The sequence below is a fragment of the Aquimarina sp. AU58 genome (genome assembly GCF_900312745.1).
In the GTDB taxonomy this organism is placed as follows: Bacteria; Bacteroidota; Bacteroidia; order Flavobacteriales; family Flavobacteriaceae; genus Aquimarina; species Aquimarina spinulae.
Map to the genome: position 1 here is coordinate 101,990 of NZ_OMPD01000007.1, position 19,495 is coordinate 121,484.

Here is a 19,495-nt window from a genome sequence, read left to right on the forward strand (position 1 = left end):
ATAACATCCATACTATCTTTATACTATTAAACCTTTTAAAAGTAAATACTCATGAAAATAGAACAGATTTATACGGGCTGTTTGGCCCACGCTGCTTACTATATAGAGAATAATGGAGAAGCTGCAGTTTTTGATCCCCTTAGAGAAGTACATCCCTATATCGATCGTGCAAAAGAGGATAACGCAACAATAAAATATGTATTCGAAACTCATTTTCATGCAGATTTTGTGAGTGGGCATCTTGACTTAAGAAAAAAAGCAGGAGCAGAAATTGTTTTTGGCCCCAGTGCAAAACCTGGATATCATGCTACCATTGCAGAAGATGGGCAGATTTTTGAAATCGGAGAGTATAAAATAAAAGTAATTCATACTCCGGGTCATACTATGGAGAGTACCACATACTTGCTTATCGATGATCAGGGAAAAGAACATGGGATTATTACCGGTGATACTTTATTTATTGGTGATGTAGGACGACCTGACCTAGCTCAGCATGTTGTATCTGAGTTAACCGAAGAAAAATTGGCTGGTCATTTGTATGACTCTCTTCGCAATAAAATTATGCCTCTAAGTGATGACTTGATAGTGTATCCTAATCATGGGGCTGGTTCTGCTTGTGGTAAAATGATGAGCACAGAAACTACTGATACTCTTGGACATCAGAAAAAAGTGAATTATGCTTTACGCAAAGACATGACAAAAGAAGAGTTTATTGATGCTTTACTTACTGGGTTAACCGCTCCTCCCGGATATTTTCCTCAAAATGTTTTAATGAATATCAAAGGATATGATAGCCTTGATGAAGTAATGGATCGAGCAATACGACCTTTGCTTCCTGATGCTTTCGAAGTAGTGGCCACCGAAACAGATGCATTAATGCTTGATACCAGAAATGCAGAAGATTTTACTAAAGGGTTCATTCCTAATAGTATTAATATCGGTCTGGAAGGAAGTTTTGCTCAATGGGTGGGAGAAATGATTCCCGATGTGAAACAAAAAATATTACTAATCACCTATCCAGGAAAGGAAAAAGAAGCAATCACCAGATTATCAAGAGTAGGATATGATAATACCATAGGATATCTTGATGCCGGGTTTGATTCATGGAAAAATGCTAAAAAAGAGTTCGAAACCTCAAAAAGAATTACCGCCAATGAATTTGAAAAATCCTATACTAAAGAAAAGCCTTTGGTTTTTGATATTCGTAAAAAAAGTGAGTACGACTCAGAACACATTATTGATGCGATAAATACTCCATTAAATGAGATTAATAGACATTTAGCAAAGTTTCCTAAAGACAAACCCTTTGTATTATACTGTGCAGGGGGATACAGAAGCATGATAGCTTCTTCTATTTTAAAACAAAGAGGTTGGAATCAATTCGTTGATGTAATCGGTGGATTTGCAGAAATTGCAAAAACTGATGTTCCAAAATCAGAATATATCTGCCCGACTACAATGCTTTAATGTATAGAAGTTAGAAGTAAAACACCTGAATTTAAAAATGAACAGATTTGGGTGTTTATTTTTAAATGTATTGTTTGCATTTAAGTTACTATTCGTATAAAACAAAAGGTATTGCAAAATAACCACTATAATACAATCCAGTCATGATCTCAATTTTTAAGACTCTTTTTAAAATACAAAACCAACAAACCGATGCTATTACCAAAATTGATGCTCTTGCTTTCAAAGAAGCCATTTCAGGGAAAAAAGATCTACAATTAGTAGATGTAAGAACACCATATGAATATAATACCGGTCATATTGATAATGCTTTAAATATTGATTTTTTTAAACAAACAGCATTTAAATCTTCGTTCAATGAATTTGATAAAAATGAGCCTTTGTATGTATACTGTAGAAGTGGAAATCGAAGTAAGAAAGCAGCAGTAGTAATAGCAGAAATAGGATTTAAAAATATTATAGATCTAAAAGGAGGATATATTGCTTGGGAAAAGTATAAAGACTAACACGCCAGAACATTGATTTTTTATTTTGTGTAACCAAAGTTACCATAATAATAAATTATTGAAAGTACTTTTAATACCCTAACACAAAGAAGGCATAAATGAAATCACATTATCAAATTCTCATTATAGGAGGCGGTACTGCAGGAATTATGACAGCTGCTCGTTTACTTAAAAAAGATAGTCGATTAGATATTGCAATTATAGAACCCGCTGATACACATTACTATCAACCCGCCTGGACTTTGGTAGGTGCAGGAGCGTATTCCTATAAAAAAACTGCGAAGTCCATGGCATCTATAATGCCTAAAAAAGTAAATTGGATTAAGGATTTTGCTATTGCTTTTGATCCTGAAAATAATACTGTATCTACAAAATCAAGTGGAAATATAACATATGAATATCTGGTCGTTGCAACTGGGCTAGTTATGGAACCATCGATGATAGAAGGTCTTCAGGAAGCATTAGACAAAGGTGTTGTTTGTAGTAATTATACGAACCCTAAACACACCTGGGAAGTTCTTAAAAATTTTAAAGGAGGAAATGCTATTTTTACACAACCAACAACTCCTATTAAGTGTGGAGGTGCTCCTCAAAAAATTGCTTACCTGGCAGCAGATTATTTAAGAAAAAAGAGGCTTGCACATACATCAAACGTAGTTTTTGCAACTCCTGGTTCTGTTATTTTTGGAGTAAAGCCTATTCGAGAAACTTTAATGAAGGTTATAGGCAGATATGGTATTCATTTCAAACCTTTCTATGCTCCTCATAAAATAGATGCAGCAAATAAGTTTATCTATTTCAGACATGTAGCTCCCGAAGAAAACAAATGTGTTATTAATGAAGATGCTAAAATCGGTGAGGTTTCTACAGAAGATAATATTATTAAACTTCCGTTTGATATGTTACACATTGCTCCACCACAAGCTGCGCCTAAATTTATAAGAACTTCTTCTTTGGTTAATGATTCTGGTTGGCTTGATGTAGATCATCATTCACTACAGCATAACACATATCCCAACATATTTGGATTAGGAGATGTGGCTGCACTTCCTACAGCAAAAACTGGTGCTGCCATACGAAAACAAGCACCAGTTGTAGCTGATAATATTTTTAAACTAATTAAACATCAAGAAGCCAATAATAAAGCATATAACGGGTACTCTTCTTGTCCTTTGGTTACAGGGTATGGAAAAATGACATTAGCAGAATTTGATTATGATGGTAATTTTACTCCTGATCCAAAATTAAAACGAATGTTGGTCTTTAATAGTGCTAAAGAACACTGGAGGTTATACATATTCAAAAAAATCATGTTACCGTATTTATATTGGAATAAGATGTTAAAAGGAAAAGATGTATAACAATCTGTATAAACTAGTCCTTTTTACGGTGTAACTGGTTGATATATTTCCCTACAACAATGGCAGTAACAATCACTAAATAAAACTGTCCAATTAATCCAATAAGTATGGCTGCTTTTTTAGATAAACTCGTTACCGGAACTATATCCCCATAACCAATAGTTAACATCGTGATATAACTGTAATACATTAGTTCTTCTGTAATCATCTCACCACGGTTAGAACTGTCAAGCATCAATCCTTTAAACGAACCATGATCTGCCATTTCTATACTTATGCAAATAAAAAAACCAATAAGTCCTAATGAGACATAACCACTTATCAGGCCTAAGATCACATTTTTATTGACAAATTCAGCTTTCCAAACTTGCATTATAATTTCGAAAGTAACTACCACATAAAACAAAAAATAGGTGATCATTCTTATAAAATTAAAAAACTTCTCATTCCTGTTTTCGAATAGGCTCGAACCAAAAACAACACCAGAAACAAGTAGTAATACTACAAAAAACCACATCAGGTTTTTCTTTGTCGACAGTAGTAAAACACCAGCTAAAAGGTTAATCAAAAACAAAATGGGAGATACAACATTTTCGAATATAGCAGATGGAACTATTAATGATCCAAAAAGAATTGTAACCTGACTAAAAAAGAAAATCTCAAAACGATATGGATATAGTTTTTCTATCATACTTTATTTAAGGAGTTCTTCGTTAAAAGTATACTCTTTATACTCTATTTTGTACAAAACACTATAAAACGCAGGAATAAATAACAATGTGATTATTGTACCAAATAGCAATCCTATCATAATGGTAACCGCCATAGGTTCCCACATCTCTCCTCCTCCCAGGTATAGTGGTATCAACCCTAATACTGTTGTAAATGTTGCTAGCAAAATTGGTCTAAAACGTTGTAAACATGCTGCTATGATAGCATCTTGTGGTTTTCGATGAAGTTCACTTTCCTCAATCTCTATTCTATCAATCAATACAATTGCGTTATTAATTACAATCCCAGCCAATGATATTACACCCAGGAATGCCATAAACCCAAAAGGAACACCAAATATCAATAACCCTATCACCATACCGATCACTCCTAAAGGGATTGTTGTAACAATCATTGTCATTTTTCTAAAAGAATTGAACTGTATAATTAACAGCATTACAATAATGAATGCAGATAGTGGTAAATAATTAGCAACAGCTCCCATATTCTCGGCACTATTCTCGGCATCACCACCTAGTTTATAGGTATATTCCTCTCCCCACTTTGATTGTTTCTCAGCAAGCCAGGGTTTTATAATTTTAGTAATCTCAGAAGCATTTCCATCTTCTGTTAATTCACTAGATACGTTAATAGTACGGGTGAGATCTAATCTTTTGATTTTAGAATATTGCCATTGCGGAATAATATTAGCTACCTGTAATAAAGGAACACTTTTTCCCGAATTTTGCCCGTATATATTTAATGTTTCTAAAGAAGCCAGTGATTGCTGTTTTCCTTGATTACTGGTCATTATTATAGGAATCGATTTATCTTTTTCTCTAAACTCTCCTGCCCTAAAACCATCTAAAACGGTTTGTAATGATACAGCCACATCTTGATTTGTAATTCCTGCTGCTTGTGCCTTGTTTTGATCGATATCAATTACAAACTTCTTGCCCTTTGGGCCCCAATCGTCCTTGATATTTTTGGTTCCTGTAATGCTAAACAGTTTGGCTTTTATTTCTTCTGATATACTAGCGAGTTTATCCGGATCATCACCAGATACTTTTATTTCAATTGGAGTACCTCCTCCTCCTGATCCTAAAAACCCTACTTTAATATCGGCATTAGGAAAGGTATCGAAACAAAATGCGTCAATTTGTTTTACCATATCAGAATTCACTAAAAAAGATGAGGTGTTTACCAGAATATGAGCATAATTCGAGTTAGGTTCATCTGCATTATATCCAAGATCATAGGATGATGGCCCTTCGCCAATATAGGATGACCAATCAACGATTCCGTTTGGCCTTTCTGAAGTTACTTTTAATTCTTTGGTTATATAATTCTCGATTGCCAATACTGTTGCTGTTGTGCTTTCGATTTTAGTTCCTTGAGGTAAATTGATATCAATAGTAATCATATTACGATCACTATCAGGAAAAAACACAAATGCTAGTTTTGTAAACCCATAGATCGATAAAAAGAATAAGGCTACTATACCTATTAAAACAGATCTTTTCCAGGATAATGCTAATAAAATAAGATCTTTATATTTAGATTTCAAACTATTGATCATTCTATCCAAAAACCCAACTTTTCCATCTTCTCTCTTTTTGATTTTAAGAAAGAACACACAAAATAAAGTAATGATGCTTAAGGAAATTATCCACGAGGACAATAGTGCGATGGTAATGACTACAAAAATAGGCCCCATAATATCTCCCATTACAGATTCTGCCATAAAGAAAGCAAGGAATGCCGCCGATGTTGTTAATGTAGAAATTAATAATGGCATAAATAATTCTGCACAGGAATCAATGGCAGCTTTTTTTACATCGATACCGTCTTCCATTTTTACCATAATGGATTCTGCAACCACAATAGCATTATCGACCATCATCCCTAATGCCATAATTAAGGCCGCCAGGGTAATTTGATTAAGTCCTACATCGATAAGCCCCATAACCATTAAAGTCGTAATGGTTACAATAGGAATCAAACTGGCAATCACCATCCCGGTACGAAACCCTAAAAAGATTAACATCACTGCAAGTACTATTGCAATAGATTGTAACAAGTTCCCAAGAAAATCATTGATTTTAAGATCAATATACTCATCAATTGATGCCAATCTGGCTACTTCTAATCCTACAGGAAGTTTTTCTTGCCATTTGGCCAACAGTACATCTATTTCTTCTCCTAGTTTGATAATATTTCTTCCTTCTTTTAAAGATATATGAAGAGAAATGGCATCTTTACCATTAATTCTTACTTTTTGTTTTGGAGGATTGATATATCCTTTTTCTATAGTCGTAATATCTCCTAAAGTAACTACCTGGCCATTTTGACCAATAGGAATCAACATATTTCTAATATCTGCAATAGCATTAAAATTACCCGTGGGTTCTAATATGATACGCTCTTCTTCGATATTAACTTCTCCTCCAGAATTTAAAATATTAGTGCTACTTATAATTCCTTGCAAACTGTTTGAGGTTAGCCCATATGCTTTAAGTTTTGCATTGTCAAATTTCACAAAAACGCGTTCTTCCTGGGCTCCATTAATTTCTACTTTTGCAGCATCTTCGAGTTTAATCAAATCATCACGAAGATCGTCTGCTTTTTCTTTCATTGCTGCATACGAATATCCATCACTGGTAATCCCAACCGCAATTCCAAATACCTCTCCTATTCCATCATCATTAAGTTGTGGAATTACATTATTGGGTAACCCCTGAATAGCATTTAATTTTCGACGCAGTCTATCCCAAACAGGTTGTAGCTCTTCTGGAGTAACTTCCATTTTTAATTCTACATTCACTACCGACAATCCAGTACGAGAAGTACTTGTCACCTTTTTTAGTTCTGGAAGTTCTTGTGCTATTTTTTCAATTTTATCGGTTACCAATTCTTCTACCCGCTCTGGGCTTGCCCCGGGAAATGAAGAAACAATAGAAGCAATACGTATGGTATAAGGAGGCATACTATCCCGAGAAAGAGAGGCATAAAATACCATCCCCATAATCATTACTACCGCAAGAATACTTAACGCAACCCGGTTTTTCTCTATAGAAAATTTAGCAAAATTCATAGTTGATTCTTTTGATATCGATTATTGTAATTTTACTTTTTGACCATCCAACAAGGTTTGTAGTCCTGCTGTAGCAATTTTTTGCCCTTCAGTAAGTCCGCTTTTGATTTTAAAACCACTTGTTGTAAGTTCTCCTATTTCTATACGATGTTTCTTTGCTATTCCTGTGGTTCCGTCTTCAGATTCAATAAGAAATACAAAATTACCGTCGCCATCTTCACCAACAGATTTTACAGGAATAACCAGCGCCGCATCATTTTTGCTTTGAGGATCTACAAAATTAAAAGTCACATTTGCTGTCATCCCAGGTTTAATATCTTCTGTTGCATCGGCAATATCTATTTTTACAGGATATGTTGCAGAGTCCTCATTTACAATAGGTGAAATTTCGATAATAGTGCCTCTAAAAATTTTCCCTGTTAGAGCAGAGAAAGAAATCTCCGGGTTCATTCCTAATTGCACTTTATTAATCACATTTTCGGGTAATCCAACCTCAATATTAGTTTGATCCCCCGCATTTAGTATTGCGATTACCTGTCCAGCACTTACATTTTCATTAAGTTGACTATTCTTTGCTGCAATAATACCTGCTTTCGGGGCTTTGATATATCCGTAACTAATCTGTGATTGCTGTATGCTTTTATTACGTTTTGCAGACTCGTATTGATCCAATGCGTTTTGATATGAATTTTTTGCTGCTTCATAATCACTCAAAGAATTACTTCCTTTTTCATACAAAGACTTGATACGGTCTAAACTAGATTTTGCGGTATTCATTGCAGACTTCGCACTGTTTAGTGCAGAAACCGATTGTTCATATGCCAGGTTAGCCTGTACATTGTCTAGTTTCGCAATAAGATCTCCTTTATTTACCTTCTGCCCAACTTTGATATTTAGTGCTGTAATTATCCCATTACTCCTAAAACTTAATTCGATCTCATCACCTGCTTTGGCAATACCACTAAAAGTTCTGATTTTCTGGGCATCAGAACTACCTACAACTTGAAATTGTACAGGGCGCAGTATTTCTTCTTTTACGACTTCTTTATCTTTGCAGGCATTTAACATCAGAGATGTAAGTACTGCTAGTATTATGTATTTAGTGAGTTTCATACTTGATGGTGTATTAGTCAGTTATCGTTTTATAGTTATTCCCTACTTAATATAAATTCATTAATTCTTCGAATAAAATCCTGATTACTCGCCTCTGTATTCATTAGAAAAAAATAACCAATAGCTCTTTCTAACTGCATAGAAGTTAATAAATAATTGTAATTAGCTGTTGCACTAGCTAATTGTGTTTGTAAGTAATTGGTTTGTGCGTCAATCAACTGAATAAGTGGTACAGCTCCTTCTGCATATGCATTTTGCGTGAGATCCAGGCTCTCTCTTGCAGCTTCTTCTGAAACCTTGGATATTTCGATATTGGCAATTTGATTGATCATATCTAATAAAATATCATTTACGTTTTTTTCAATAGTCAACTCCACATTCCCTTTTTGTATCAGTAACTGATCTTCCTGAATTCTTGCAGTTTGCCTATTGATATTTCGTTGGTTTTGCTTAAAAATAGGTAGTGATACATTTACCCCTACATTGTATGTACCGTCTGGTACAGTAGGGATTCCTACAGGTACTGTAGAACCCTTCCCTGATTCTGAAATAGCAAGGCTATATTTACCTTGCAATGCTACCGTAGGAATAAATCGTCCTGTATTATTTAACCTATAGTTTCTTTGGGTAGCTTCAACATTATAATTGATATTTTTTAATTCGGGAGCATTTCTCTTAGCTTCTTCAACCAAAAAGTCGATCAATGCAGGCCTTAGTTTTGGATCATCAAGAATCTCTAAAAAGTCTTCATACTTATAATTCTTAAATAACCCTTCTGAAATTTCTGCATCATCAATGTCAATTTCTGTTGAAATAGAATTATTCATTAATTGGTTTATGGCATTAAATGCCTGTTGCATTTGATTACCTGCATCAATCAAACTCTGAGTATTTTGTGCTAACTGACTTCTAAAACGTAACACATCTGATTTTCCTGACTCACCTGCCGTAAAGTTTTGATCTGCAAGCTCCAGATTCTTTTTGGTTACTTGCAGGTTTTGATTCTGAATCTGTAAATTAGTTTTCAGGATTAAGGCATTAAAATATGCTACAGCAGCATTAAGGATGGCGTCTAATTCGGCTGCATTATAGGTTTCTTGTTGTGCTTTTTGCAAATTTTCCTGAATCGTAATATTGGCTCCTGCACTTTCAGAATAAATCACTTGCTCTAGAGCTATATTTCCTGAAGTCGAAAACTCTGGGTTCGAACCATTAGAAATCTCTGCTACTTTAGGATCGAGATATACACCAGTAGCATTGGCTGTTACATTTGGTAAATAGCTGCTTTTTGCCGTTTTCACATCTTGCGAACTCAACTCTATATTTTTTCGTTCTGCATCAAGTGAAAGGTTTTTCTCTACCACCCCATTCATGATATCAAGAATAGAATAGGAAATATCTGATGTTGTTCCGTTCTCTTCTCCAATAAAATCTGCTTTTGCTATAAGGCTATAACGCAATGGAAATCCAATCTGTTTTGCTGTATTGGTATTTATCGAAAGTTTATTTTTGTACTCTACATACATCGGTAGTTTAGATGGGTTTGTACCATTAACTATTGCTTCTACATTAAGAGCAATACGTCTAAAAAACTGATCTATATTTGTTTCTGGTTGGTTAGAGGCTAGAACTCCTTTCTCTACATCTTCTTTGCTATAAGCAGAAAATGATGGTATTTTTTTTGAATTAATAGTAGTAACCAGCTTAGAAAACTCACTATCACTTAAATAAAACCCAGCTGCTATATATACAGCATCTACACCATCTAAATCTGCTTCAATATTTCCCTTATCTTTAAGCGGAATTAATGTGTAAGAAGATTCCTTTTTAGAAAAATAATCATCAAACAATGTTTTAACAGGTAATACATCTGTAATCACCTCATCGATTACAATACCTACTTTTTTATAGTCATATAGTGATTTAAAGACATCCAGATCTTTAGTATACGAAAAAGGAGTAATGAGATAGGTAATATTATCGATTTCAGAAGTTTGCTGCCCTTCGGGTAAGTCATAAAAATCACCATTTACAGATCCAAAAACAATGGTAGGTTTTGGATAGTTTTTTTCCTGATACAGCACAATAGTATTAACAACTCCAAAAGCCAGAATAATATCGGTATCAGTATTCAGGAGTGTTTGATAGTTTGTTTTTGCTGTAGCAACATTAAATCCATTTTCTAACACCTCTTTGAAAACAACAGTTGCATCACGCCCCACTACTGATTTAATTTCATTCTGTAATTTTGCTAATAAAGGTTGGGTCTCTTCTGACGATTTATCGGCAAGAATACCTATAGATACTGTTTTCGAAGTTTGTGAATACCCCAATATGTTTATGAAAACAAGTAGAAATACTAACTTTAGTTTTTTCATATAAATAAGATGATGTGTAATTATAATTGATGTGAGCTCATATTCACAAGCTCAGTTTATTCTTATTTCCAACCTTTTCTGTTATATACACTAGTTACGATTTTACCGAAGCTTTCTTTATGTATTTGGTATTGCTCTTTGGTTAGGATTTCTTTAGCCTCATCATTTAGCTGGATTACCATAGCATCAAGTTTTGTTTTTTTCTCTGCTTCAGTATATCCTTTATCTTTATTTCCTATGCGCCCCATTTTATTAGAGTAATACAAGATAATACCATAATAATCATCTCTTAAATCTTCAGAAAGCTTCATTTTATCTACTTGTTCTTTAAAGAAAAATTGTAAGTTATCTTTTTCACCCGAGGTAAATATTTCTACCTTTTCTTTTGCTTTTTTTTCTTCTTCTTGTACCTGCGCAGATACAGATATAAACATTAATAAAAGTATTGCTGTGATGGTAATTCTCATGATTTGTGTTTTATTGGTTAGTGTTATATTCTCTGAGAAAAGATTTCAGATTTATAAATTTAGGTTTTTTTAAGGGTTATTCTAGTGAATAAAACAATGTTTTAGTTTTAAAAGATTCCCTGATTTTATCCTTTGTAAAGTAGTTAAGATAAAACTTATGAGTTTACCCATTTCTTAAACTCTGTTGCTTTTGCTTTACTTACTACTATGCGTTCTTTTGATACCGGGTTTATATTTACAATCAACTTACCGTTGAAATAATGTTTAATATTAGAGATTGCATTTTTTTGAATTATAAATTGACGATTAACTCTATTAAAATTTTCAGGGTTTAATTCCTCTTCTATATCCTCAAGTTTCTTGTCTATACTATACATTTTATTTTCGGTAGTGACTGCTTTAACTACTCCTGTATCGATATAAAAATAGGCTATCCCTTCGGTATTAACAGGTATTAATTCATCTCTTTGATGTACCAAATATGTAGTTTTATACGATTTTGTTTTTGCTTGAAGCAGTTGTAACATTCCGCTCATTTGGGCATTCATAGAACCATCTTCTCTGGATTTACTTTTAAATTTTTTCAAAGCTTCTGCCAATTCATCCTCATCTATAGGCTTAAGCAAGTAATCTATGCTATTTACTTTAAATGCTTTGATAGCATATTGATCATAAGCTGTTGTAAAAATGATTGGTGTTTTTATATCTACTTCATCAAAAATTTCAAAAGAAATTCCGTCTGCCAAGTGAATATCCATAAAAACTAGTTCTGCCTGGTTAGGATCAGAAAAATACTCGATTGCAGATTTTACAGAATCTAAAACTTTCAATATCTCAATATCAGGATTGATAGAGTTTAGTAAAAATGTAAGGTTATCACTTGCTGCTATTTCGTCTTCTACTAGTACTACTTTCATATGGTTTAACTTAAAGGTAGTGTTACTCTAAATGTATTATTAGCATTACTAATACTAATGTGTTGTTTTTTTAGCAAAAAATATCGTTTATCCAAATTCATTAGCCCATTACCAGTACTATCTACAAAAGAGGTTCTTGGCCTTATTATATTTTCGACACAAATTACTTCTCCTTCAGAAAAAACTTTGACTTGCAAAGGATTATCTTCTGAAATTTCATTATGTTTTACTGCATTTTCTACCAATAACTGTAGCGCTAATGGAGGTACTTCTTGTTGCAAACACCTATCATCTATAGCTATATCAATCATAAATCGATCTCTATATCTAGTCTTTATCAAATGAACATAGCTCTTTAAAAATTTAAGTTCTTCTTTTAAGGAAACCAAATCTTTGTCCCCACTTTGCAAAATATATCGGTACATAAAAGATAACTTGTTTACAAAAGTAGTAGCCTCTTTATTATCACGAATAATTGAGTTTAAAGAATTTAAAGAGTTAAAAAGAAAATGAGGGTTGATTTGATTTTTTAATGCTGTTAATTCCTTTTGAAGGTTTTGTTGTTTTAGTCTTTCATTTTCTAAAAGATCTTCTTGATGAAGAATCTGATATCTAAGAATTCTGGCTATAAAAAGAGTTATTAATAAAACAACAAAATAAATAAAATAGATCAATCCTTTCTCGGGTTCAGACAGTGATTCTCTTACAAATAAAGGATATACAGTAATAAACAATTGAACAACCCCTAAAAAAACGACCGCATTAAGAACTATAGATATACTACTTCTTAATATAATAGAATACGCTGCATACTTATTTTTCCAATTGGCATTTAATTGAAGTATTAAAAACGAAAGTATAAAAATAAAAAGTACACGTATGATAATGTCTTTTATAGATACCTCGGTAAACGATTCTATTAATTTATCTGTCAACTCAAATAATGACAACGTCCTTGGTAGGTTAACAAGTACAGAGACAAGCAGTGCTATCTTTAAAATTACAGTGTATTTAACCTTTTTTAAGCCCAAGATAAATAGTAAAGTTCCTAATTTTTGATTCTTAAATTTACGGAAAATTAAGCTGAAAGAATATTCTAATTTCTGAAACATAATATTTAGTTCTCAATAATTAAAGAAGAAGCCTCTGTATGGGGGTTAGAGACTTCTTCAAACGAAGTGAAGGTCTGGGGTGATTAACTACTATACGGATCAAGATCCTGAGGTATATATGCCTTCACTTACATCATACACAATCACTTCTTCCTCCTTTACATCGTGTATATCAATGGGTTCTATTAGCTTTTCTTTGGTTGTTTCAAATACATCTTCAAAACTCATCACAGGTTCTAGCTCTTTTTTTACCAATTCGTCGATTTCCTTGTTTAATTCCTCTTCAAGAATAGTTTCTGTTTCAATCTCTTTGCTAAAAGATGTATCGTTTTCTACTTTTTCTTTTCCAGAGGTTAATACAATTAACCCTCCTATAAGCATGGTTGCTATTATTATATTGGATACTTTCATATCTATTATTTTTAATTATTACCTATTGAATAAGTTCTTTTACTATTTTTTTAGAAAAATCTTTGGATGTGGTACTCAAGGTTTCTGGGTTATCCAAGACTGTGGTAATCACAGAAAGCAATTGTTTTTCTTCGGGCAGAGAAAGGTCGTATACCACTGTTTCTAGTATATACTTTTTCCCTAATGAGGTCACTGTTGTAATTGGATCTGATTGTATATATACAGTACCATAGTATCTATAGAACCCTCCGTAATATCCTCGTCTATAAAATGTGGGGTAAGTATTTAGCTGATATGTAGTGCCTGTTGTGATGGTTTCTGTATATTCCTGGCAATCCTTTAATACGGTCATTATTACCACATCTATTCCACTTTTCTTTAGTTTTTCTTTTATTTCTTTTATCTCATCCTCGCTCATCTCATTTGTAGATATTGATCCAGGAAAAACTACAAAGCTTTCTACAGATTGATACCCTTTATGATTAAGAGTTAATACCATGTCTTTTTCAAATCTTGTTCTTGCTACCTCATTATCTGTTTTACTAACTACCATGATATTTTTTTCCTTGATACTTGGTGTTTTTACATCTTTCCAAGAATCTGTAACTTTTACAGCAGAACAACTAAATAAGAGTGTCATTCCCATGGTGATGCCTAATATTTTATTAATTGTTTTCATGATTTCTAAATTTTATGTTTCTATTTTATTAAATGAATAAAAAGGTGCTTTCATCATTCTCATAGCTGGAGATAAAATCTTTATGATTTTTATACCCTTCATTTTGTAAAATGCTATTCCAAATCTTTTTTGAAATGCTTCCTAAAATTGATTGTATTGTTTTCATCTTTTATATTTTATTATTCTATTATTAATCTTTCTCTGGTTTGTTTAATTTCTAATTGCCATACCTGCAGCAGTACCATATTCTTCTAGTGTATCATACATACTCTTTACCCATACTTTATATCTCTTGGCAAGTACAATCAAAAAATGAATGGTTCTATTCTTATTTGTTATTGTGTTTGCTGTATATCCACTTCTATGATTGTATACTACTCTTAAATTTGTTGTCTCCATGATTATCTTTTTTATTTTGTTTATAATTAGAGTTTTTCTTTATTTTCTTATACAAATGTACCTCGGGATCAGAGCAGAATTATTGACTTTTTAGGTGAAGCATCCAAAATCGAAAGTGAAATAACCCAATAGTACAGTGAGGTGTTTTTAAATTGAAGACAAGGTTATTGCGTTTCTTTTTACCATATGATTTCATCATGTCAACCCAATAAAAAAGATCCTTAACTGGCAGTTAAGGATCTTTTTTATAAGTAATATTCTTTCTACAACTCATCGGTTTTAAAATCACTTTCATTAGCAATTAATGATATTTGGATATCTATATTTGGTTCTGCATAAATTTCATTATTCGTATCATTTACTATCTCTTCATATGCATCAGTTGTTACTTCAAAATGAGTATACATTTCTAAATCATCTTTTATACTTGTTCTTAAAAAAAAGCTTATCAAAATACCGGTTATAATGTATGCGCTTATTGTTCTCATATTTTCTAAGTTTTAGATTATCATTTCTGATTATAGGATCAAAACTAGTATCTATTTCAAGTCTTTACTCACTGTTTATGAATGAAGTAACCAAAATTAAGAATGAAACATCTATATCTCAACTTGAAGTATTTATGAAAAAGAGAACTATTTAAAACCTATGGTTTCTATTTGTGATCAAAAACTACTTTTTTAACCTAAATATGGTTAAGAGATCATCGAATGATAATAGAATTAAAAAATATAGATATTATATCAGTATATAATACATGCCATACAAAAAGCCCCTTGTCTAAATCAACAAAGGGTTTTTTTAATAAAAAAACTATATATAAACACCTTACCTCAATCGTCTTTTCTTACTAAAATCATATTCATTACGCTCGTTTCTATCATCATGTCGTTCTCTTCTATCTTCGTGTCTTTCACGATTATCTTCTGCCAGTTCTCTTTTTGTGGCTATAATATCTTCATTAAGAGATTGTACAAATTCTTGAATTAGTTTTTTATTTGCAATTGATTTCTCTATCATTTCGGGATCAAATGAAAAATTAAATATTTTCAGCTTTTTAAGTATTAATGCTTGGTGTTCTGCTCGCGCAATTTGCGCTTTAAAATCTCGAATATCATCTCTCCTATCTCTTTTATCGTCTCGTTTATTAGCTTGATCTCGTGCCATATCTCTTTGATCATCACGTCGATCATATCTACCTCTATTGCTGTCATCCCTATCTTTTCTAATCTCTCTTCTGTCTGATCTAATTTCTGCCGAGCTTTGAGCAATCTCTATTCTAGCTTGTTTTGCTTTGGCCTCACTCTGTTTTACTTCTCTTATCATATCGGTAATAATATCCTGTTTCAGCATATTAGTTTTTGAAGGATCATGGGTATCAAAAGCTTTTTTAAATGCTATTATTTTTAGTTGTAAAGCTCCCAATTCTTTAATATCTCTTTCCAGGTTCCTTTTCCCTTCAGCAATTTGCTTCGTGTTTTGGATAGCTTCTTTTACATTTTGTGCATTGACACTACCACTTACTAGTAATAGAACTATTATCAGGTTGTTAATTGTTTTCATCGGTTTTATAAGATTTAAAAGTTGTGTTTATTTATTTTCTTTATGTACATGAACTACTTCATAGGCAGTATTACCATCAAAAGTGGATACTCTTTTATATAATATATTATTGTAGTCATAGAATATTTTACCATCGATTACTACTTCTTCTGCATCTTCATGAATAGTTATCAAAACTGTTCCTACAGGAGGTTGTGTAACTTCGTATTTTTGTTCATCAGAAGAAGATTCGTTAGTATTTACATAGTATACTCCAGAATGGTAGTAATATATCGATGGACCCACGATTACTTGTGTATATCCCACTGGCAAAACGGTGATTCTAAATCCAACCGGAGGTAATACTGTTGTATATGCATCATTATAGATTGTATAATAGATTCCTGCATAATAGAAATATGGTAAACCACGATATACAACACGTACATGATGTCTTGGTAATGTTCTGATAACTCTATGGTGTCTTGGATATCTGTAATGTGGATTCCTGTGAATAGGTTGTGTTCTGTATCGACCCCCTCTGTAATGATTAGTTCCTACAGACCCCTTGGTTTCATAATTACGATGTGTATTAGTTCCTCTACTTCTTTTACCTTCATTTCTTTGTGCCTGAATCGTATCTGTACCGAGAAATGAAACAAGGATCAAAATAATTCCTGTAATTCGGTATATAGTTTTCATATGGTTTGTTTTTATAGTTAATAATCTAAATCTCTTGGATTTCTTTGTACAAATGTATTTGCAATCCATACGGTTTTATACCGATTATATATTGAAACAGATAAATTTGAAGGTGAAGCGAACTAATCTAGAAGTGAACTTTTAGAGCTCTAGAAATTATACTTTATGTTTTTGTATTTTCGTGGTATTATCAAAATAGTATATGAATGAATCCTAAATGGCTAAGCACAGTTTCTACATTTACATTAGGATGGATTATTTCTTCACTTATTTGGGAAATCATAAGAGGATTTAGTATTAAGTCCCATCTTAGATTATTAGATATTGAGTTTCCTATATTAACAATACTTCCTGTACTATTATTTATTTCATTATTTGCAGGAGTCACTTTTGGTAGTGTACAATATATTAATGAGCGTTCTTTTAGAAAAAAGATATCTTTTCGCGGGATACTTTTTAGAACTTTGATTATTCATATTCTAATAATGTTGGTTATCTATTTATTGGTATATATATCTTTAAGAATAACTGGGTTGGATCCTAATCTATTATTCATTGATTTTTTAAAAAACCCTCTTATCATTATTAATTTATTTTACTCAATATTAACCAATAGTATTATTGTAATTACTATACAGATCAATACAATATTAGGAAATGGAAATCTACTAAAATTAGTTACTGGTAAATTCCATAAACCACGAGAAGAGTTTAGGGTTTTTATGTTTCTGGATCTAAAATCATCTACATCTATTGCCGAAAAATTAGGGCACATAAAATACAGTAGATTTATACAAGATTGTTTTTTTGATTTATCAGTTATCGAAAAGTATGAAGCCGAAGTGTATCAATATGTAGGTGATGAGGTTGTCTTAACTTGGAAAGTAAAAAAGAATCATTCTATTAATTACTGCCTGGATGCTTTCTTTGCATTTACTAATCAATTAAAAATAAGATCTGATTACTATCATTCTACTTATGGCTGCATTCCTTTTTTTAAAGCAGGAATGGATCTTGGTATGGTAACCGTAGTCGAAGTTGGTTCATTAAAAAGGGAAATAGCATATCATGGGGATACGCTAAATATTGCTGCCAGAATCCAGGAGCAATGCAAAGTTTTTGATAAAGCAATCTTAGTCTCTGGTGCTATTTATGAACATCTACATCAAGCACCGAATTACAAATATGAAAAAGTAAGAGAAACGACATTAAGAGGTAAAGAGAATTCGACTTCTATTTTTAGTGTATCAAAAAAGTAAAACAAGTAATTTCAAAGTATAATTGGTATTATCATTTAGATCTTATAATCCTATCATTGATCATTAGTATCACTAGTTCTTTTACAAATATTTTTATGGAAGATTTATAGTTTTGGTTGCTATCTTTGCCCCTTCATTTTTATTATATTTACTTATAAAACAATATTATGAAACCTCTTATAACCACCATTCTATTTTTCTTTACAATCATAAGTACTGCACAAGATTTATCTAAACTATATGAAAAAGTAAACCCCGCCGTAGTTGTCATTTTTACTCAAGAAGCAAAATTAGAATCAATCGGTAGTATCACCAAAACTGTTACTTCTGAGGGATTAGGTTCTGGCTTTATGATTTCTGAAACTGATATCATCACTGCGGCACATGTGGTTGATGCTGCAGAACAATTACGAGTTCGATTTTTGGATGGCGAAATTAGATCTGCAAAGGTGATCTCTACATTCAAATCTGCAGATGTGGCATTAATTAGATTAGATATACCTAAACAAAACGCCATTACGGTTGGTTTTGGAGATTCTGATCAAATAAAAGTAGGAGAACAGGTATTTATCGTAGGAGCCCCTTTCGGATACAGTCATTCTCTTTCTTCGGGGTATATTAGCGGGATTATTAAAAATAAATTAGGAACCAATCCTTTTACAAATACAGAATTTATTCAAACTGATGCTGCTATTAACACAGGTAATTCTGGCGGTCCTATGTTTAATATGAAAGGAGAAGTTATTGGTGTTGTAAGTCAGATACTAACCAAATCTGGAGGTTTCGAAGGTATTGGATTTGCATCCACCGCCAACATTACCAAAAACCTGATGATGAATAACAGAGCTCCCTGGTTAGGTTTAGATGCACAACCTTTGACAGGAAAAACAAAACGATTACTAAATGTTCCTCAAAATAGTGGATTACTGGTACAACGGGTTGTGTATGGATCTATCTTATACAAAATGGGATTGCAAGGTGGTGACACTGAAGTTAGTATAGACGGTCAAAAATTAATTATTGGTGGAGATATTATTTTGGCATTCAATACTATTGAATTTGACCTTACCGATGAAGCCTTGGTTAAGCTTGGAGAGTTTGCCAAAAATCTAAAGCCCGATAGTTCTTTTACACTAAAAATATTACGAAACGGAAAGATTATGGAATTAAAAAGGTAACTATCCATCTATCAAAAATAGTTTATTGGAGAAATAGAAAGATCTTTTTGATACAAAATATTTTAACTACATTACTCTGATCAACTAAGTAAGTTCTCTTATTATAGTCATAGCTCGAAGCTCCATATACTTAGTTCAATAAGGCACTGGGAGTCTTCGAAACATTAAACAACTCTTCAGTCGTTTAAGATGTTATAAA

The 19,495-nt window shown here is 32.5% G+C and carries 19 protein-coding genes; 5 read left to right on the forward strand and 14 right to left on the reverse strand.

Features of this window, described 5'->3' with window-relative positions:
- Positions 1-51: 51 nt before the first annotated feature.
- The 3 genes from DK441_RS03015 to DK441_RS03025 all read left to right on the forward strand — a co-directional run bounded on the left by DK441_RS03015 (position 52) and on the right by DK441_RS03025 (position 3,334).
- Positions 52-1,467, forward strand: a complete 1,416-nt coding sequence (locus DK441_RS03015) for a rhodanese-like domain-containing protein (protein WP_109097417.1) — start codon at positions 52-54, stop codon at positions 1,465-1,467.
- 143 nt (positions 1,468-1,610) lie between these two features.
- The gene (locus tag DK441_RS03020) at positions 1,611-1,973 is read left to right on the forward strand and encodes a rhodanese-like domain-containing protein (RefSeq protein ID WP_109097418.1); all 363 of its coding nucleotides are present in this window, start codon (positions 1,611-1,613) and stop codon (positions 1,971-1,973) included.
- 98 nt (positions 1,974-2,071) lie between these two features.
- Positions 2,072-3,334 (forward strand): FAD/NAD(P)-binding oxidoreductase, encoded by a 1,263-nt coding sequence (locus DK441_RS03025; protein ID WP_109097419.1) that lies wholly within the window; start codon positions 2,072-2,074, stop codon positions 3,332-3,334.
- Between the two features lie 13 nt (positions 3,335-3,347).
- On the opposite strand, the gene DK441_RS03030 is transcribed toward DK441_RS03025, so the two are convergent.
- The 14 genes from DK441_RS03030 to DK441_RS03090 form a co-directional block, all read right to left on the reverse strand.
- Positions 3,348-4,025: a potassium channel family protein gene (locus tag DK441_RS03030; protein ID WP_109097420.1), complete on the reverse strand. Its 678-nt coding sequence runs from the start codon at positions 4,023-4,025 to the stop codon at positions 3,348-3,350.
- A gap of 3 nt (positions 4,026-4,028) precedes the next feature.
- Positions 4,029-7,139, reverse strand: a complete 3,111-nt coding sequence (locus tag DK441_RS03035) for an efflux RND transporter permease subunit (protein WP_109097421.1) — start codon at positions 7,137-7,139, stop codon at positions 4,029-4,031.
- A gap of 21 nt (positions 7,140-7,160) precedes the next feature.
- Complete coding sequence (locus tag DK441_RS03040; protein ID WP_109097422.1) at positions 7,161-8,252, reverse strand: efflux RND transporter periplasmic adaptor subunit; 1,092 nt, start codon at positions 8,250-8,252, stop codon at positions 7,161-7,163.
- 35 nt (positions 8,253-8,287) lie between these two features.
- On the reverse strand, positions 8,288-10,630 hold the full coding sequence (locus DK441_RS03045; RefSeq protein ID WP_109097423.1) for a TolC family protein: 2,343 nt from the start codon (positions 10,628-10,630) through the stop codon (positions 8,288-8,290).
- A 62-nt stretch (positions 10,631-10,692) separates the two neighbouring features.
- Positions 10,693-11,097 (reverse strand): hypothetical protein, encoded by a 405-nt coding sequence (locus DK441_RS03050; RefSeq protein WP_160111935.1) that lies wholly within the window; start codon positions 11,095-11,097, stop codon positions 10,693-10,695.
- A 155-nt stretch (positions 11,098-11,252) separates the two neighbouring features.
- Positions 11,253-12,014, reverse strand: a complete 762-nt coding sequence (locus DK441_RS03055; RefSeq protein WP_109097425.1) for a LytTR family DNA-binding domain-containing protein — start codon at positions 12,012-12,014, stop codon at positions 11,253-11,255.
- 5 nt (positions 12,015-12,019) lie between these two features.
- Positions 12,020-13,126 carry a sensor histidine kinase gene (locus tag DK441_RS03060; protein WP_109097426.1) on the reverse strand — a complete coding sequence of 369 codons (1,107 nt, stop codon included), beginning with the start codon at positions 13,124-13,126 and terminating at the stop codon, positions 12,020-12,022.
- A gap of 99 nt (positions 13,127-13,225) precedes the next feature.
- Entirely contained in the window at positions 13,226-13,537 is a 312-nt protein-coding gene (locus DK441_RS03065) for a hypothetical protein (RefSeq protein ID WP_109097427.1), read from the reverse strand.
- Positions 13,538-13,559: 22 nt separating this feature from the next.
- Positions 13,560-14,216 (reverse strand): hypothetical protein, encoded by a 657-nt coding sequence (locus tag DK441_RS03070; RefSeq protein WP_109097428.1) that lies wholly within the window; start codon positions 14,214-14,216, stop codon positions 13,560-13,562.
- 28 nt (positions 14,217-14,244) lie between these two features.
- Entirely contained in the window at positions 14,245-14,382 is a 138-nt protein-coding gene (locus DK441_RS26425) for a hypothetical protein (RefSeq protein ID WP_160111936.1), read from the reverse strand.
- Positions 14,383-14,426: 44 nt separating this feature from the next.
- Complete coding sequence (locus DK441_RS03075; protein ID WP_109097429.1) at positions 14,427-14,615, reverse strand: hypothetical protein; 189 nt, start codon at positions 14,613-14,615, stop codon at positions 14,427-14,429.
- Positions 14,616-14,878: 263 nt separating this feature from the next.
- Complete coding sequence (locus tag DK441_RS03080) at positions 14,879-15,103, reverse strand: hypothetical protein (protein WP_109097430.1); 225 nt, start codon at positions 15,101-15,103, stop codon at positions 14,879-14,881.
- Positions 15,104-15,443: 340 nt separating this feature from the next.
- On the reverse strand, positions 15,444-16,178 hold the full coding sequence (locus DK441_RS03085; RefSeq protein ID WP_109097431.1) for a hypothetical protein: 735 nt from the start codon (positions 16,176-16,178) through the stop codon (positions 15,444-15,446).
- 27 nt (positions 16,179-16,205) lie between these two features.
- Positions 16,206-16,859, reverse strand: coding sequence for a DUF6515 family protein (locus DK441_RS03090; protein WP_109097432.1), 654 nt, complete (start codon positions 16,857-16,859; stop codon positions 16,206-16,208).
- A 206-nt stretch (positions 16,860-17,065) separates the two neighbouring features.
- Here DK441_RS03090 and DK441_RS03095 point away from each other — a divergent pair, with 206 nt between their 5' ends.
- Positions 17,066-18,118 carry an adenylate/guanylate cyclase domain-containing protein gene (locus DK441_RS03095; protein WP_109097433.1) on the forward strand — a complete coding sequence of 351 codons (1,053 nt, stop codon included), beginning with the start codon at positions 17,066-17,068 and terminating at the stop codon, positions 18,116-18,118.
- Between the two features lie 167 nt (positions 18,119-18,285).
- Positions 18,286-19,296: a S1C family serine protease gene (locus tag DK441_RS03100; protein WP_109097434.1), complete on the forward strand. Its 1,011-nt coding sequence runs from the start codon at positions 18,286-18,288 to the stop codon at positions 19,294-19,296.
- Positions 19,297-19,495 lie beyond the last annotated feature (199 nt).